This window comes from Rahnella inusitata (assembly GCF_003263515.1).
GTDB lineage: Bacteria > Pseudomonadota > Gammaproteobacteria > Enterobacterales > Enterobacteriaceae > Rahnella > Rahnella inusitata.
This window is the reverse complement of sequence record NZ_JYDE01000021.1, coordinates 45,427-60,658: the sequence shown is the minus strand read 5'-3', so window position 1 is coordinate 60,658 and position 15,232 is coordinate 45,427. Positions and strand designations below refer to the sequence as shown.

Below are 15,232 nucleotides of genomic sequence, written 5' to 3'. Positions count from 1 at the left end.
CCGTACTAATGCTTTACGAAACCGTGACTTAAAATGCACGAAATTCTGAGCGAGAGAAAAGAGAGGTGCACTGACCTGCCATACAAGTCAGACAAAAACGGGAGGAAAGGCCAATCCCTGGCCCTGGTGCTTGCTACAGCGAGTCAATCTCAGACGTGTTGAACCACAAAAAACGCCGGTTCAGGCTTTCAGTAATGACGCTGTACTTTCGTTTAATTCATCCAGCAAGGTATAGCGTTTACGGTATTCCGAACGCTTTTTGCTCGGCAACTCTTCCATGGTTTTACGCGGCAGTGTCAACGGCACGTCATATAACGCAGAAGAATACGGGGTCGCGCTGATGGAATCCCAGAATTCGTTATAGCTGGCGACAAACACGTTTTTTTTGCGGTGACGGTAACGCAGGCTGCGGAACACATGGCCGGTATCGCTGACCGCCAGAATACGCTGCACGCCGGTTTGCGCGGCGATGCGCTGCAGGCTTTCCAGCAGCAGACGTTTCGGAAACAGTCCGTAGCAGGATTTAGTCGCCTGTTTAATCACTTCATGCGGCGTTGAGCGATGCGCACCCTGGAATCCGCCAACGATCATCGTCAGCCCTTCCGGGCGTTGCACCACGCTAAACGTCAGCGCTGCCAGCAGTGTCTCTTCCATATACAGGAACATATTGGCTTCGCCTTCACGCTCGGATTTACCAATTGATCCCAGCACCACGCTAAAGGTTTCGCCATCTTTGCCGCTGAACTGATTCACGGTGCGGCCATCTGCGCTCAGAAATGCGTTGCGCAATTGCACGTTTTCCAGGTTTCTGACGAACTCATAGTGATCAAGAAGTGCCCCGGCGCGGCCGGCGGACGGCAGCCCGAGGTGCAGATAAGGTTTGTGGATTTTGCTCGGCAGTTTGGTCTGCACGGTGAACGCTTCCTGCCATACCGGCTCGGCGGCCATTTTGTTCAGGACGTTGAGCGTATCCAGCGGGTGCAATAAGGTGCGGACAGCGTATTTCACGCGGAACATCCGGTCACGCCAGAGGTTGTCCGGCACGCACGCGCCGCTCAGCAAATCCATAAACAAACTGAATCCGCTGGCTTTTTGGCTGTTGGAAGTGTCAGCAGACGAGGTGCCGCTGAGGGATTCGATGTCGTTAAGGGATGAGTGTTCCATGAATGATTTCCGCTGCCTGAAATATTCACGGTATCACCCGATTTTTAAACAACTTTACAACGCTCTGTTAAAGAAAACGGCAGTCCATGACTGGATGGATCCTGTTGAACTGCCGTTTACATTATCCTGACAAAACGGCGGATTTTTTGACCAGCGCGCCGGTTTTACTTCATTTATTTTCGACAAATTCCAGCGCCAGACGCAGCTGTTCCGCGTTTGGATTGCCCGGCAACAGATGGATCGATTCCCCTTTCTGTAGCGTGCGTTCAATGAGGCGCGCAATTTGCTTTTCGTCGTGAATATCGACATTCAGTTCCGCCAGGCTCACTGGCAGATCCAGCACGCGGTAAAGCGCTGTCAGCTGTCTCACGACCTCCGGCTGATTGAGCAACGCGCTTTGCACCAGAATGCCGTACGCCACTTTGGTGCCATGCAGGAAGGCATCGGTCTGCGGCAGTGCCGTCAGGCCGTTATGCACCGAGTGCGCGGCGGCGATGCGCGTATAGCGATCCCCCAGTCCGCCGACCAGACCGCCACCGGCGATAATCGCGTCAAGCACGTTGAGGAACGGCTGCGTCAGTTGTTTATCCGCCTGCGCCTGCAACGCGTCTTCACTTTGATTGAGCAGCACGTCGCGAATGGTCAGCGCGGTATTCAGACCGAGCTGAACGGTCAGCGGCAGCGTTTCCGGCTGCGGGCTGAGCACCACCGCTTCATACCATTTCGCCAGCGTGTCGCCGATCCCGGCCAGCAGATATTCCTTCGGCGCGGCCAGAATAATGCGCGGCTCGACCAGCACCAGATGATTGGCGTCGTTGAAAATTTCGTAACGCAGCGCCTGCCCTTCATCGTTGTACCAGACCGACAGCGGCGTCCACGCGGCGCAGGTGGCCGCGATGGTCGGCACTGCCACTACCGGTAATCCCAGACGGCGCGCCACCACTTTCGCCGTATCCAGCACTGCGCCGCCACCGATGCCGATCACCACCTGACGATCGCGCCCGCCGATGTCGGCAATGCGCTGCACTTCGGTTTCGCTGCAATGCGCCTTGAACAGCACACGCTTTGCCTGTGAGGCGGTAAACGCTTCCGGCAGATAATCCTTAGCGGCGACTAACGCCCGCTCACCGTAAATCCACAACGCCTTATCCAGTTGCTCAGGCGTGTAAAAATCGCCCAGACGGTCAATCGCACCTGGGAAAGAAAAATAGTTGGCGGGGCCGGTTACCACACGGATATCAGTATCACTCATCGGGAATTCCTTAATATAGAAGCTGTTACCATCCTACGCCCGGACATCCGGATGGCTAATACTCTTTGGCATTAACTTATACGTTTTAGTTCGTTGCCAAGCGTGACGCCGTCATCAAAACTCGGGCAATCAATTCATTAACCCACAAAAAAGCTTGCTCAAAAGCTCAGATGAATTGTCTTCCCGCTTTAATGATGATTAACCACACAGGGTAATAGAAATGAAACTGCTCTCCACCTCACTGCTGGCGTTAAGTTTGTTCTCCGTCTTCCCGTCTTTTGCTGCTGATTCAGCAGCCGTGCCGAAAGCGATTGCCGATCATAAAGGGCCGATTCGTATTGCGGTGATCCGCAATCTGGGCTCGGATGACAACACCACGCAGTTTATCTCCGGTGCCATTTCAGAAGGTCGCAAGCTGGGCTTTCAGGTCAGCACTTTCCTCAGTAACGGCGACGATGCAAAGTTTCAGGATTTCGTGAATCAGGCCATCAGCCAGAAATACGACGGCATTATTTTGTCTCAGGGACGTGACCCTTATTCCACCGAGCTGGTTAAACGCATCACCGCCAGCGGCATCGCAGTGTCGGTGTTTGATACCGCCGTTAACGGTGAAATCCCCGGCGTGACCGTCACCCAGCAGGATGACGCGTCGCTGACCGATCTCTCATTCGGCCAACTGGTGAAAGATTTCAACGGCAAAGCCAACATCGTCAAATTATGGGTCGCCGGTTTCCCGCCGATGGAACGCCGCCAGACGCAGTACAAAAAACTGTTGCAGGATCAGCCGGGCATTCATGAACTGGAATCTATCGGCGCGGTCTCTTCGGATGTGCAGGGCGATACAGCGAATAAAGTCGGCGCGATCCTCGCGAAGTATCCGAAAGGCAAAATCGACGCTATCTGGGGAACCTGGGACGCCTTCAGTCAGGGCGCGTACAAAGCCTTGCAGGAGAATGGCCGTACTGAGATCAAACTCTACAGCATTGATATTTCCAATCAGGATCTGGCGCTGATGCGCGCGCCGCAAAGCCCATGGAAAGTCAGCGTGGCGGTGGATCCGAAACTTATCGGCGCAGTAAACCTGCGTCTGGTCGCTAACAAAATTGCCGGTGAGAAAACGCCTGCTACTTATGAATTCAAAGCGGCAGCCATCCCGCAAGCCCTGCTGGCCAGCAATCCGGATGCCGTTAACGTGGCTTCACTGGCTAAAGTCATTCCTGGCTGGGGCAAATCCGATGACTTTATCGCACCGTGGTTCGCCACGCTTGAAGCCAAACACAAATAACAGGCCACGCCATGACAACCCATTCTCTTCCCCAACCGGAGTACAGCCGCAATATGCGGCTGATTGGCCACAGCGATCAGGGCGGCAAACCTGACGGCGTGCAGGTTATGGTTCATCGCGGCTACGCGTATATCGGCCATATGGTGTCGCAGGGGTTTTCTATCGTGGATGTGCGCGATCCGAAAAACCCGCGCCCTGCCGGTTTCGTCGCCGCCCCGCCGGGCACCTGGAACGTGCATTTGCAGGCGCACGATGATCTGCTGCTGGTGATTAACGCCCGTGATTTGTTCGCCGACGTACGTTTCGCCGATGAAAAGGTCTATTACACCCGCTCGGTCAGCGAGACGGTACAAGGCTCACAACAGCGCGGCTGGAGCGCCGGGGTGCGCATTTTCGATATTTCTACGCCCGATCACCCGAAGGAGATAGGATTCCTTGGGCTGGAAGGCATCGGCGTTCACCGCATCTGGTACGTCGGTGGGCGCTGGGCGTATGTTTCAGCGCTGATTGACGGTTACAGTGATTATATCTTCCTCACCATTGATCTGGCCGACCCGCGCAATCCGCAGGTCGCCGGACGCTGGTGGCTGCCGGGCATGCATACCGCAGGAGGCGAAACGCCGGACTGGCCGGAAGGCAAACGCTACGCGCTGCATCACGCGATCATCAGCGGTGACACCGCCTACGCCAGCTGGCGTGACGGTGGCCTGACGTTGCTGGATATCAAGGACCGCACCTCGCCGCAGCTGATTTCGCACCGCAACTGGAGCCCGCCTTTTGGTGGCGGCACGCACACCGCGCTGCCGTTACCGGACCGGGATTTGCTGGTAGTGCTGGACGAAGCAGTGCTCGACAATCAGGAAGACGGCGAAAAGCTGATCTGGCTGTTCGACGTGCGGGAGCCGTCGAATCCGGTGAGTATTTCCACCTTCCCGCAGCCGGATGAGCGGGATTACGTCAGTAAAGGCGCGCACTTCGGCCCGCACAATCTGCACGAAAACCGGCCAGGCAGCTTCATCAGCTCAACGCTGATTTTCGCCACCTACCAGAATGCAGGCGTGCGAGCCTACGACATCAGCAACCCGTATCAGCCAAAAGAAACCGGCGCGCTGGTGCCCGCCGCGCCAGAAAGAATGGTCGATAAACGCCCTGGCCGCCCGCAGGTGATCCAGTCCTGCGACGTGTTTGTCGATGCACAGGGCATTATCTACAGCACCGATTACAACGGCGGTCTGTCGATTATTGAGTATCTGGGTTAGCGCTGAGACTGCGCCTGAGTTTATTTTGTTTCAGGCGCAATTTTGCTTTCCCTTACTATTTTCCTCCCCGGACTCAGCACTAGCCATACCGCCAGACAGATCAGCACCCCACCGGCAAAAAATCCTTCCGACAGCGTTTCGTTCAGCAGCAGATATCCCCACAAAATACCGAACGGCGGAATGAGAAACGTGACGGTCATGGTGCGCAGCGGGCCGATATCGGCTATCAGCCGGAAATACAGAATGTACGCCCATGCCGTACAGACGAAACCCACCGCCAGCACGCAAAGCCAGATCAGCGGTTGCGCCCACATCACCGGGGCTTCAGTCGCCGAGGTATAGAGGAAGAACGGCAGCAGGAACAGTGTCGCGCCAAGCTGGCTGCCGGTCGCCACCAGTTTGGGATCCAGACCGCCGCGTTCGGTTATCCAGCGGCGGGTCAGAAATCCGGCAATCGCATAACACCCGGTCGCCACCAGACAGGCGATCACACCCGCCAGTAAATGTGTCAGCGACCCGGCGCTGCCGGTGGTGGTCAACAGCGTAATCCCCAGCAGCCCGAGCAGGACGCCAAGCGCTTTTTTAAGCGTCACCGCTTCCTGGAAAAACAGACCGCCGATAACCACGCCCATCAGTGGCGTAGTGGCGTTAAGGATCGCCGAGTATCCGGCGGGTAACCAGCGCGCCGCCAGACAATACATCAGAAAAGGCAGACCGGAGTTGATCACCCCGAGCAGCAGCGAACTGCCGAATTTTTGCTGATAATCACGCGGCGTTCTGAGCACGGTCAGGATCACCGCCAGGCCGATAAACCCGAACAGTACCCGCAGAAACGCCGTATTAATCGCCCCGAAAGCCGGTGCGGCGATGCGCATAAATAAAAAACTGCCGCCCCAGATCGCCGCCAGCAATAACAAACGGCCATAATCACCACTTTTCATTCTGTTCCCCTGTTAAACATTGGCTGAAGCATTATTTTTTTGACGGCATGATGACAGCATTCACGGTTCTCAATCCCGCAAATCAGTGTAGTTAAACCCGATGATTCAGAACCCTCTTTTTCTTGCTTTGTTATTCAGGAAAACCCCAAAGTCTGAGCAGCTCTGTCCAGCGTCCTGAGAGGCAATTTTGGCAAACCGCTCTTTTTGCCCCTCCCCTGATCTATAACCCGGCCAAAGGTGTGTGATAGGTTGACTACTTATCATCTAACTTTTCATTTTGCTGTTTTTCAGGACAGACACCATGAGCCAGAGTAAACCGGATGTCGCAGAACATCCGTCGAAGGAAAGTGCCGCACATTCAGGGATCTCCGTTATTGCCTTACTGGTCGCCGCCGCTTTCTTTATGGAGTTTATTGATGGCACGGTGATCGCCACCGCGCTGCCGCAGATGGCGTTGTCGTTTGGCGTTTCGGCGGTAGATCTTAATGCCGGGATGAGTGCTTACATGCTGACACTGGCGGTGCTGATCCCAGCCAGCGGCTGGGCGGCGGAGCGGTTCGGAGCGCGTAACGTGTTTACCTTCGCGCTCGGCGTGTTCACGCTGGCCTCCCTGTTCTGTGCGATGGCGTCAAGCGTCAGCGAATTTATCATTTTACGCATTATTCAGGGGATCGGCGGCGCACTGATGGTGCCCGTCGGGCGTCTGACCGTGCTGAAAACCACGCCCAAACCTCAGCTGATTAAAGCCATCGCCACACTCACCTGGCCCGCGCTGGTCGCACCGATCCTCGGGCCGCCGCTGGGCGGATTTATCACCCATTACGCATCGTGGCACTGGATTTTCTACATCAACGTTCCGCTGGGAATTATTGCGATGATCCTGGCGTGGCGGCTTTTCCCGCAGGCACGTCCGGCGGAGCCAAAGCATTTTGATAAGCGGGGATTTGTGCTGACCGGCGTAGCAATGCTGTCGCTGGTTACAGGTCTCGAGTTGTTAAGCCAGGACCACGTTCTGTGGGTGACGGCCACGCTGTTGCTGGTGCTGGGTGTGGTGGTCTCCGTGCTGGCGATAAGACACCTGTACCGCGCTTCTGCGCCGATGGTGCATCTGGGATCGCTGGTCATTCCGACCTTTCGGGTCAGCATGGGCGGCGGTTCGCTGTTTCGCGTCACCATCAGCGCCGTGCCATTTTTGCTGCCGCTGATGTTACAGGTCGGCTTCGGAATGGATCCGTTCCACGCCGGGTTGCTGGTGCTGGCGGTCTTCGCCGGGAATCTGGCAATGAAGCCAGCGACTACGCCATTGATCCGGCGCTTTGGATTCCGGCCTGTGCTGGTGGTAAATGGATTGTTAAGCGTGTTCTCACTGCTGTTCTGCGCCTTCCTGACCCCCGGCACGCCGGACTGGCTGGTGATGCTGTTGCTGTTCCTCGGCGGTCTGAGCCGTTCGATGCAGTTTACCGGCATCAGCACACTGGCCTTCTCGGACGTTCCTGCAGAACAGATGGCCGACGCCAACACCTTGTTCAGCACGGTCCTGCAACTCTCAGTGGGGCTGGGTATTACGGTGGGCGCGTTGGGTACGCGGCTCGGGGAGCAACTGGTGAATTATATGCAATGGCAGGCCGTGCCAGGCATGAGTTTTAAAATCGCGTTTGTGGTGATCGCCCTGCTGACGTTGATTGGCTGGCTGGATATGTTGCGATTAAAACCGGATGCGGGGGCAACCGTGTCGGGTAAATACTAAAAGGGGTAAAGGATGAACCTAATATGAACTGAGGTTGAATTATTGATTAGAGTTATATAAACCTCTAAGATTCATTCTTCGCGCAAATGATCCTATATTTCAATGAGTTAATAATCATAAATATTGTGTGTACCTTCTCGTTTTTTGATTTTTCTTCGCTGCGTAAATTCTCCTGCGATTATCATGGATTGATGTTGAGTCATTTACCTCAACATCAATAAATGTTTTGAATTTGATTTAAAATAATTCTACAAGGAGTGGATAATTATGCCATACGGTGACCAACGTCAGGGACTTCTGCGCAGAGTCGAGCTGGAACAAAAAATACTGCAAAGTAATCGGTTCTCAATTTACGCTCAGGCAGTTTACTGTGTTAATAGAATGTTGCGTGAAGCTAACGTGGGGATCTCTGAGCAAGCCTATCGGAGTATTTCGCAAAACATTAATGCAGTTGCGGAAGGCAGACTTTTTGAAACCTCGGCATCCCTTTCAGAAGCCAGGGTTTTCTCACGTGATACCGTGAGTGCGATAAAAGCCGGTGATTATAAATCTGCAGCAATCACGGCCAGCGGCGTCGTGGTAAATGCGCTCGGTGGTCCGCTATTTTTCGGCAATTATGATCGTAATAAATTGACCGACATTGAACGCCATCTCTACGATAGTTTTCATTTTTAATATGACGCGCAGGCGTTTCTGATCCAACTCTGGATGACGGTATTGATTCCGTCATCCTGTATTCCCTTCCCCACGCCACAAACAGCCACCCTTTTAACCGCTTATTCCGCCGTTTGATTTCCCTTAAATCACTCAGAATGCTCGCATCATGCACCTTTTCTATGTGCACTTTTTGCAGACCAAAACCAACAAGGGTTACTCAGGCGTGGCAAAATCATTTTTACGCAGTGGCAGTCTCAACGACATCCTTGCGCTGGGCGAAAACGGGCAACCGGTTTATGCATCGGCCCTGCAATTACGGGAAACCTTACGCCTGCGTAAACAACCGTCGATTGCCGATTGTCTGGCTATTCCACAACTTAATGAATCGGGCGATCGTCTCGACTGGTACTCTCCCCGCGAAGGCAAAGTGATTTCCTGGGCAGCGGCGACGGATGCGGCGCGTGCGTCGGCACTGCGTCATCTGGAAAACTGCCTCGACGGCGTCGCGCAAATTAGCAGCGCGGCCAAAGCCTCGGAAAAATCGGCCTTACAGTTTTTCGGCGCGTTACTCGAAAAAGCCTTTCGCTTCCCGGATCAAAATCATGTCTATCTGGTCGGCGGCCAGCCTGTACTGACGTTCTGGGGCTTTGTCAGCCTGGATAACAGCAGCAATACCGATGCGTTCGCCTGCCTGCGCGAGACCCTGAAAGCCGAAGAACCGCTGCCAGCGTTCACCATGACCGCAGAACCCGTGCCGGTGGAAACGCCGGTTACACCGCCAGCCGAGCCGGTTCGCGTGGTGAAAACCATCGAAGCCCGCGCCGCTGAGCAGGACATCCCTGAACCGAAACCCGCCGTCGTTCGCCGTAAAGTCTCGCCGCTGCTGTGGGCGTTACCGGTGGTCGCGCTGGTGTTAGCCGGTTCTGCCGCTGCCTGGATGTATTCGCGCACACCTGCGCCGCAGCCTGTCGTCGCGAAGGCTCTGCCGAAACCGGAGCCGGAAGTTATCGCACCGAAAGCGATTGCAGCCGAGCCTGAAGTCAAAACACCAGAAACACTCTCACCGGTGGTGGAAGCCCCGAAAGCAGCTCCGTTGCCGGTTGCGCCTGCGGCCGTGGTCGTGCCTTCGCCAGAACCGGTCGCCGAAGCCGAGAAAAATCCGGTTGTTGCAGAACCGGCTCCCGTACCGGCACCTGTCAGCAAAAACGCGCTGGTCATGCCACCGGACGCCGTGAAAATCGGCTCGACGAAATTCCTCAACGGTAACTGGAATGTGATCGTGGATATCAAAGATCCGGTGACTGGCAAGCCACCGGTGCTGCGTTATCAAATTAAAGAAGGTCAGGGTACGGTGAAAATCAGCTACGGCGCAGGAATTACCTGTCGCGCAGCGATCAATGCCGGGCTGATGCAGTCGGGCAATCTGGTGATCAACAGCCGTTACCGCGCGAAATGCAGCGACGGTTCCCGCTATCAGATGCCGGAAATCAGCTGTACCCAGGGCGCGACCGGCGCTGCCGTGTGTCAGGGCCGCTACAACGGCGACACGGTGTATCCCATGACGATAAAGCGCGAAGGTAAATAACCCATGCTGGCATCCATTACTGATTTTAAACAAAAGATTACCCTGATTCAGGACAGCGGGATCCAGTTCCTCGATTTCGCGCTAAAACCGGTCTGGGACGACGCGCTGCCCGCGAAGTTCGTGCGCAAAAGCGCCAACGGTCCGCTGCTGCGGCTGGATTACAACGCGCAAAGCGGCCGCCATTTCCTGCCGGGGCTCGACGGCGCGGCGCCTGAAGTGGTACGCCCGGAGTTCAGTTTTTCGCTTGAGCAATCCTTACAGTTGCTTGATCAAATCTGGCTTCCGCTGCCGTTTCTGCGCTTCAACCCGCCGCGCACGTTTATGGCCGGGCCTGACAACTGGGCACGGGTGCAAATCCGTGCGCTGGATGCGCCGGAAGCCGATGGAAGCACGCACCGCGTGGTGATCGCGTTTGATACCCGTGTGGCGGAAGGCGATGACGAACAAACGCAGCTGGCACCGACGCCGGACGACGTCAAAAACGGTATCAACTTTGCGCTGGCGTGGCATAACGAAGAGCTGCTCGATTTTCTCGATCAGACCTGGGTGGACGGCTGGCTGCGCGAAGTCTTCACCGAGCAGGCGGCAATCCGCGAGCTGCGCGAAGTCCGCAACATCAAAGTGGCACTGCGTGAGTTTGAATATCAGGCGCATTACCTGAATGTGCTTGGGATGCTCGGGAGTCAGCTGGGCATTCCAGAGCTGAAGATCAACGGCGCGACCTTGCAGGAGCCGTCGATCAACGTCGATTTGATTCTGGACGTCGGCAACTCGCACACCTGCGGCATTCTGGTGGAAGACCACGTCGGCGAAACCGATGGTTTGAAACAAACCAGCGAGCTGCAACTGCGCGATCTCTCCCAGCCGCATTTTCTCTATAACGAACTGTTCGAAAGCCGCGTGGAATTCTCGCAGGCGCGTTTCGGCAAGCCGAATTTCTCCGTGGAAAGTGGCCGTGATGATGCCTTTGTCTGGCCGTCGATTCTGCGTGCCGGGCGCGAAGCCAGCCGTCTTGCGCAACTGCGCGAAGGTACGGAAGGATCCACCGGCCTTTCCAGCCCGCGTCGCTACCTGTGGGATGAAGACAGCTACACGCCGGGCTGGCGTTTCAGTCAGGGCGGTCACGGCGCGGTGCAGGAACCGGTCGCCGCCGCGATGCCGCTGACGTTTCTGATAAATGACGAAGGACAGCCGCTGTCAGATCTCGCGCCGGAGGATCGTCTGCCGGTGTTTTCCGCGCACTACAGCCGCAGCTCGGTGATGACGCTGATGCTGTCCGAACTGCTGGCGCAGGCGCTGATGCAAATCAACAGCCCTGCCCAGCGCGCCAAAATGCTGCGCTCTTCTGCGCCGCGCCAGCTGCGCAACATCATTCTGACCTTGCCTTCGGCGATGCCGAAACCGGAGCGTGAGATTTTCCGCCGCCGGATGCAGGAAGCCATTGGTCTGGTGTGGAAATCCATGGGCTGGCATCCGTCGGACGACGGTTTCAAAACCCAGTCTGATAAAGCCAAAAGCCGCATGCCGGTGCCGGATGTGCAGATGGAGTGGGACGAAGCCACCTGCGGGCAAATGGTGTACCTGTACAACGAAACGCAGGTCAATTTCGGCGGCCATACCGGCGAATTCTTTGCCAGCATGGCACGCCCGGATCGCCAGCTGGCTGACGATGAACCTGTTGGCAAAACCCTGCGTATCGCGTCGATTGATATCGGCGGCGGCACGACCGATCTGGCCATCACGCAATACTGGCTCGACGACGGCATGGGCAATAACGTCAAAATCACCCCACGCCTGCTGTTTCGTGAAGGCTTTAAAGTGGCGGGTGACGATATCCTGCTCGATGTTATCCAGCTTTACATTTTGCCTGCCCTGCACGCCACGCTGAAAAAAGCCGGTCTGGCCAATCCTGACGGCCTGATGACGCGCCTGTTCGGCAGCGAGGGCCGGATGGACGGTCACGCGACGCTGCGCCAGCAAAGCACCTTACAGATTTTCATTCCTCTGGCGCACGCGGTGCTGGAGGTGTACGAACGCTTCGATCCGCTCGATACCCATGCGGAAATCGACGCGCCGTTCGGTGAATTGCTGGAACAGCGCCCGACACAGAAAGTCCTCGATTATCTGCACGGCGAGATCCAGCGCGCGCTGCCCGCCGGTTCGCCGGTGTTCGACATTCTGCAGGCGCCGCTGGTACTGAAACTCAGCAAGCTGCACAGTGAGTTTTTATCCAACCGCATGAGCATCACGCAAAACCTGCGTTCGCTGTGCGAAGTCGTCTCGTTGCATGACTGCGACGTACTGCTGCTGACCGGTCGCCCTTCGCGCTTCCCCGGCATTCAGGCGCTGTTCCGCCACCTGCAACCGCTGCCGATCAACCGCATGTTGTCGCTGGATGGCTATCACACCAGCGGCTGGTATCCGTTCAACAAAATGGGGCGCATTGATAATCCGAAATCCACCGCCGCCGTCGGCGCGATGTTGTGCCTGCTGGCGTTGGATCTGCGTCTGCCAGGTTTCTACTTCAAAGCCGGTGATTTCCAGCCGTATTCCACCGTACGCTATCTCGGCATGCTCGATGGCAATCAGGCGCTGACCGATGACAACGTCTGTTACAGCGATATCGATCTCGATGCGCATGATTACAAACTCGACGGCGCAGCCAACTTCCGCATACGCGGCGCGATTTGCCTCGGCTTTCGCCAGTTGGAAAACGAACGCTGGCCTGCGTCGCCGCTGTACACCCTGTCAATTGCCGAGCCGGAACTGGCGCGCAAAGTGGCTGGTGACAGCGTGTTACGTGTGAAACTGGCGGTAAAAAAAGGGGAAGATCACCCGACGCCGGAGTATTTCGACATCGCCAGCGCAGTGCTGGATAACGGCACCAAAGTGCCGTCTCATCACCTGCGACTTCGGCTGAACACACTGGGCGAGAGCCATTACTGGATCGACAGTGGGAGCGTATTCGTCTCATGACTTTAACAAACACGACCTCAGCAACTCTGAATGCAGTCCTGCTGGAACAGCAGTTTATGCAGATAGATGACACTATCGGCGATGCGCTGGAATGGGTGGAAATGACCCGTGAGCAGGCACCGCGTCTGGATCTGGAAGCCGACCGCCTGAATCTGCAACTTCAGCGCTGTCGCGATAAAGCGCGCCGCCTGACGCAGGCTGCAAAACTCACGCAAACGCTGGGCTTTTACGGCCATTCACAGGCGGGCAAATCCTACCTGATTTGTGCGCTGGCAGCCGGTAACTATGGCCGTCTCGAAACCCGTCTCGGCGGTGTGACCCTTGATTACCTGACGCAGATAAATCCCGGTAACCGCGCCGCACGCCTTGCGACCCGCTTCACCCGTAAGACGGAGCTGAAAGACCGGGCGTTTCCGGTGCGCGTGTTGCTGCTCAATGAAGCCGATCTGGCGCGCATTATGGTTCGCGCCTTCCAGCCGGATGCGCTGTATCACGCGCCGGATACCCAGCAGATCACCGAGCATCTAAATAAACTGGCGATGCATCGTCAGCCTTTACCGGTGCCGGGATTCAGTAGTGAGGAGATGATGGGATTATGGGATTCCATGATTCGACTCGACGCCCGCCGTTTCCGTCATCTGAATGCGCACTACTGGCCGGTGGCTGTGAAGCTCGCACCCTATCTGAACATCGACGACCGCGCGCGCCTGTTCTCTCTTTTGTGGGACAACGTGCCTGCGCTGACCACGGCGTATCGTCATTACGCCCACACGCTGCAACATCTGGGTGGCGCACAAAGTCTTCTCGCGCCGCTGAGCGTTCTGGTTGACGACGCCATGCAACCGGCTGACGGCATTTTCAGCCAGTCACCGGCCTATGATATTGAAATTTCCGTATGTCCTGAATTTAACGGTCAAAGCGCTGCGCCAGTGACGTTGTCACTTGAAGAGCTGACGATGCTGGCCGCCGAAGTTCAAATTCCCCTGCTTTCTCCCCCGCGTGAAGCGCTGTTTGAAGACATCGACTTACTCGATTTACCCGGCTACGGCGCGGCTGATGAAGAAATCGATAGCGAAGACGACATCACTCCGCTGTTTCGCGCCAAGATCGCCTATTTACCGGAGCGTTATACCGATCGCCATGAGATGAACATGCTGATGGTGTGCACCGCTGCCGATAAACGTGAGGACGTGGTGGCCGTGGGCCGGACGCTGGAGCACTGGGTCAAAGAGATGCACGGCGAGAACACGCAAGTGCGCAGCCGTCGCAAACCGGGTCTGGTGTGGGTATTGACGCCGTTTGATCGCCGTATGACCGAATCCGTGCATTACGACGAAGCCGTGCAGCGCCACGTAGGTAATCCGGGCGATGCCTGGGGCGCGCTGCTGGCCATGGACGATCGTGGTTTACAACGCATGGCCGATTATCTGGTGGCAGAAATTCGCCCGGAAATTCGTATTAACCGTCTGGCCGAGCAGCGTGACGAACTGCGTCGCGAGCTTGGCGATAATTTGCTGGGCAGCTGGTATCAGGAAGGCGAAACTGCCGATCCGGCGCAGAAACAGCGTACCGTGCAGACGGTGATCAAAGCGCTGCAAACGCGCACCGGCGTTCACGGTGAACTGCTGGAAAAACTGCTGCCGAGCCGCGACGAGCTGCACCGCATCTATCACGAACTGGCCGCCCAGCCGGACGACGCCCGCGTGCAGGATGACGCAGGTGTGGAAAGTTTTGGCATCGGTATCAATATCGACCTGTTTGCCGAACAGCAGGACACCCAGGTCTGGCAGGAAAAACCCGACGACGGCACGGCGTTTGCGCGTCAGGTACAACGTTACTGGATCAACCACTTACGCAGCCTGCCGGAAAACGAACCGCTGATTGCGCTGCTCGGCGTCGCCAAACCGACTGTCGAGTTGCTGATGGAAGAGCTGATCACCGCCAGCTTCCGACTGGAAATGGGCGAATCGCTGGCCCGTTCGCTTGGCGGCGCACTTCCTGCGGGCACGCGTGAGCATGAACATCACGCCGACCGTCAGGTATCCCGTGCGCTGACCGTGCTGGGAGATTTCGTGGCATGGCTGGGCTTTGAGAAACAGAACGAAGCCGAACGACCAGAAAGCCGCATCAACAAGGGTAATAAGATTTTTGCCAAACCGCAGAAAAGCGTCGCCAGCTGGAAATCCACCCAGCGCCTGACCAAACTCTCTGCCACACCGACCAATTCCACGGCGTTTTACATCTACGACTGGCTGGTCGGTTTGCAGGAAAGCATCATGCGCAACGCCGGTTACGCCGCCGGTGGCGAAATCCCCGGTGCGCAGCGTGAACGGCTGGTGCAGATGTTGCGGGATCTGAAAGTTTAA

The 15,232-nt window shown here is 56.3% G+C and carries 10 protein-coding genes; 7 read left to right on the top strand and 3 right to left on the bottom strand.

All coding sequences use genetic code 11. From position 1 onward, the window contains the following. Window positions 1-180: 180 nt before the first annotated feature. Window positions 181-1,164, bottom strand: a complete 984-nt coding sequence (locus TU92_RS14085) for a VirK/YbjX family protein (protein ID WP_112167853.1) — start codon at window positions 1,162-1,164, stop codon at window positions 181-183. A 169-nt stretch (window positions 1,165-1,333) separates the two neighbouring features. After that, complete coding sequence (locus tag TU92_RS14080) at window positions 1,334-2,416, bottom strand: oxidoreductase (RefSeq protein ID WP_112167852.1); 1,083 nt, start codon at window positions 2,414-2,416, stop codon at window positions 1,334-1,336. Between the two features lie 220 nt (window positions 2,417-2,636). Here TU92_RS14080 and TU92_RS14075 point away from each other — a divergent pair, with 220 nt between their 5' ends. Next, window positions 2,637-3,701 carry a sugar ABC transporter substrate-binding protein gene (locus TU92_RS14075; RefSeq protein ID WP_112167851.1) on the top strand — a complete coding sequence of 355 codons (1,065 nt, stop codon included), beginning with the start codon at window positions 2,637-2,639 and terminating at the stop codon, window positions 3,699-3,701. An 11-nt stretch (window positions 3,702-3,712) separates the two neighbouring features. Next, a complete protein-coding gene (locus tag TU92_RS14070; RefSeq protein ID WP_112167850.1) occupies window positions 3,713-4,960 on the top strand; it encodes an LVIVD repeat-containing protein in 1,248 nt (415 codons plus the stop codon). A gap of 20 nt (window positions 4,961-4,980) precedes the next feature. On the opposite strand, the gene TU92_RS14065 is transcribed toward TU92_RS14070, so the two are convergent. Next, a complete protein-coding gene (locus TU92_RS14065) occupies window positions 4,981-5,901 on the bottom strand; it encodes a DMT family transporter (RefSeq protein ID WP_112167849.1) in 921 nt (306 codons plus the stop codon). A gap of 301 nt (window positions 5,902-6,202) precedes the next feature. Here TU92_RS14065 and TU92_RS14060 point away from each other — a divergent pair, with 301 nt between their 5' ends. From TU92_RS14060 to TU92_RS14040, 5 genes are all read left to right on the top strand, one after another. Then, a complete protein-coding gene (locus TU92_RS14060) occupies window positions 6,203-7,648 on the top strand; it encodes an MFS transporter (protein WP_112167848.1) in 1,446 nt (481 codons plus the stop codon). Between the two features lie 267 nt (window positions 7,649-7,915). Further along, window positions 7,916-8,323, top strand: a complete 408-nt coding sequence (locus tag TU92_RS14055; RefSeq protein WP_112167847.1) for a hypothetical protein — start codon at window positions 7,916-7,918, stop codon at window positions 8,321-8,323. Between the two features lie 205 nt (window positions 8,324-8,528). Further along, window positions 8,529-9,890: an SrfA family protein gene (locus TU92_RS14050; RefSeq protein ID WP_112167937.1), complete on the top strand. Its 1,362-nt coding sequence runs from the start codon at window positions 8,529-8,531 to the stop codon at window positions 9,888-9,890. A gap of 3 nt (window positions 9,891-9,893) precedes the next feature. Beyond that, window positions 9,894-12,866 (top strand): virulence factor SrfB, encoded by a 2,973-nt coding sequence (locus TU92_RS14045; protein WP_112167846.1) that lies wholly within the window; start codon window positions 9,894-9,896, stop codon window positions 12,864-12,866. Beyond that, window positions 12,863-15,232, top strand: coding sequence for a virulence factor SrfC family protein (locus TU92_RS14040; protein ID WP_112167845.1), 2,370 nt, complete (start codon window positions 12,863-12,865; stop codon window positions 15,230-15,232). Before TU92_RS14045 ends, TU92_RS14040 begins: the two co-directional genes overlap by 4 nt.

What these genes read in the sequence shown, in the direction of transcription:
- TU92_RS14075 (WP_112167851.1), top strand. Translation starts at nt 2,637, where the DNA reads ATGAAACTGCTCTCCACCTCACTGCTGGCGTTAAGTTTGTTCTCCGTC.
- TU92_RS14070 (WP_112167850.1), top strand. Translation starts at nt 3,713, where the DNA reads ATGACAACCCATTCTCTTCCCCAACCGGAGTACAGCCGCAATATGCGG.
- TU92_RS14065 (WP_112167849.1), bottom strand. Translation starts at nt 5,901, where the DNA reads ATGAAAAGTGGTGATTATGGCCGTTTGTTATTGCTGGCGGCGATCTGG.
- TU92_RS14080 (WP_112167852.1), bottom strand. Translation starts at nt 2,416, where the DNA reads ATGAGTGATACTGATATCCGTGTGGTAACCGGCCCCGCCAACTATTTT.
- TU92_RS14055 (WP_112167847.1), top strand. Translation starts at nt 7,916, where the DNA reads ATGCCATACGGTGACCAACGTCAGGGACTTCTGCGCAGAGTCGAGCTG.
- TU92_RS14040 (WP_112167845.1), top strand. Translation starts at nt 12,863, where the DNA reads ATGACTTTAACAAACACGACCTCAGCAACTCTGAATGCAGTCCTGCTG.
- TU92_RS14060 (WP_112167848.1), top strand. Translation starts at nt 6,203, where the DNA reads ATGAGCCAGAGTAAACCGGATGTCGCAGAACATCCGTCGAAGGAAAGT.
- TU92_RS14045 (WP_112167846.1), top strand. Translation starts at nt 9,894, where the DNA reads ATGCTGGCATCCATTACTGATTTTAAACAAAAGATTACCCTGATTCAG.
- TU92_RS14085 (WP_112167853.1), bottom strand. Translation starts at nt 1,164, where the DNA reads ATGGAACACTCATCCCTTAACGACATCGAATCCCTCAGCGGCACCTCG.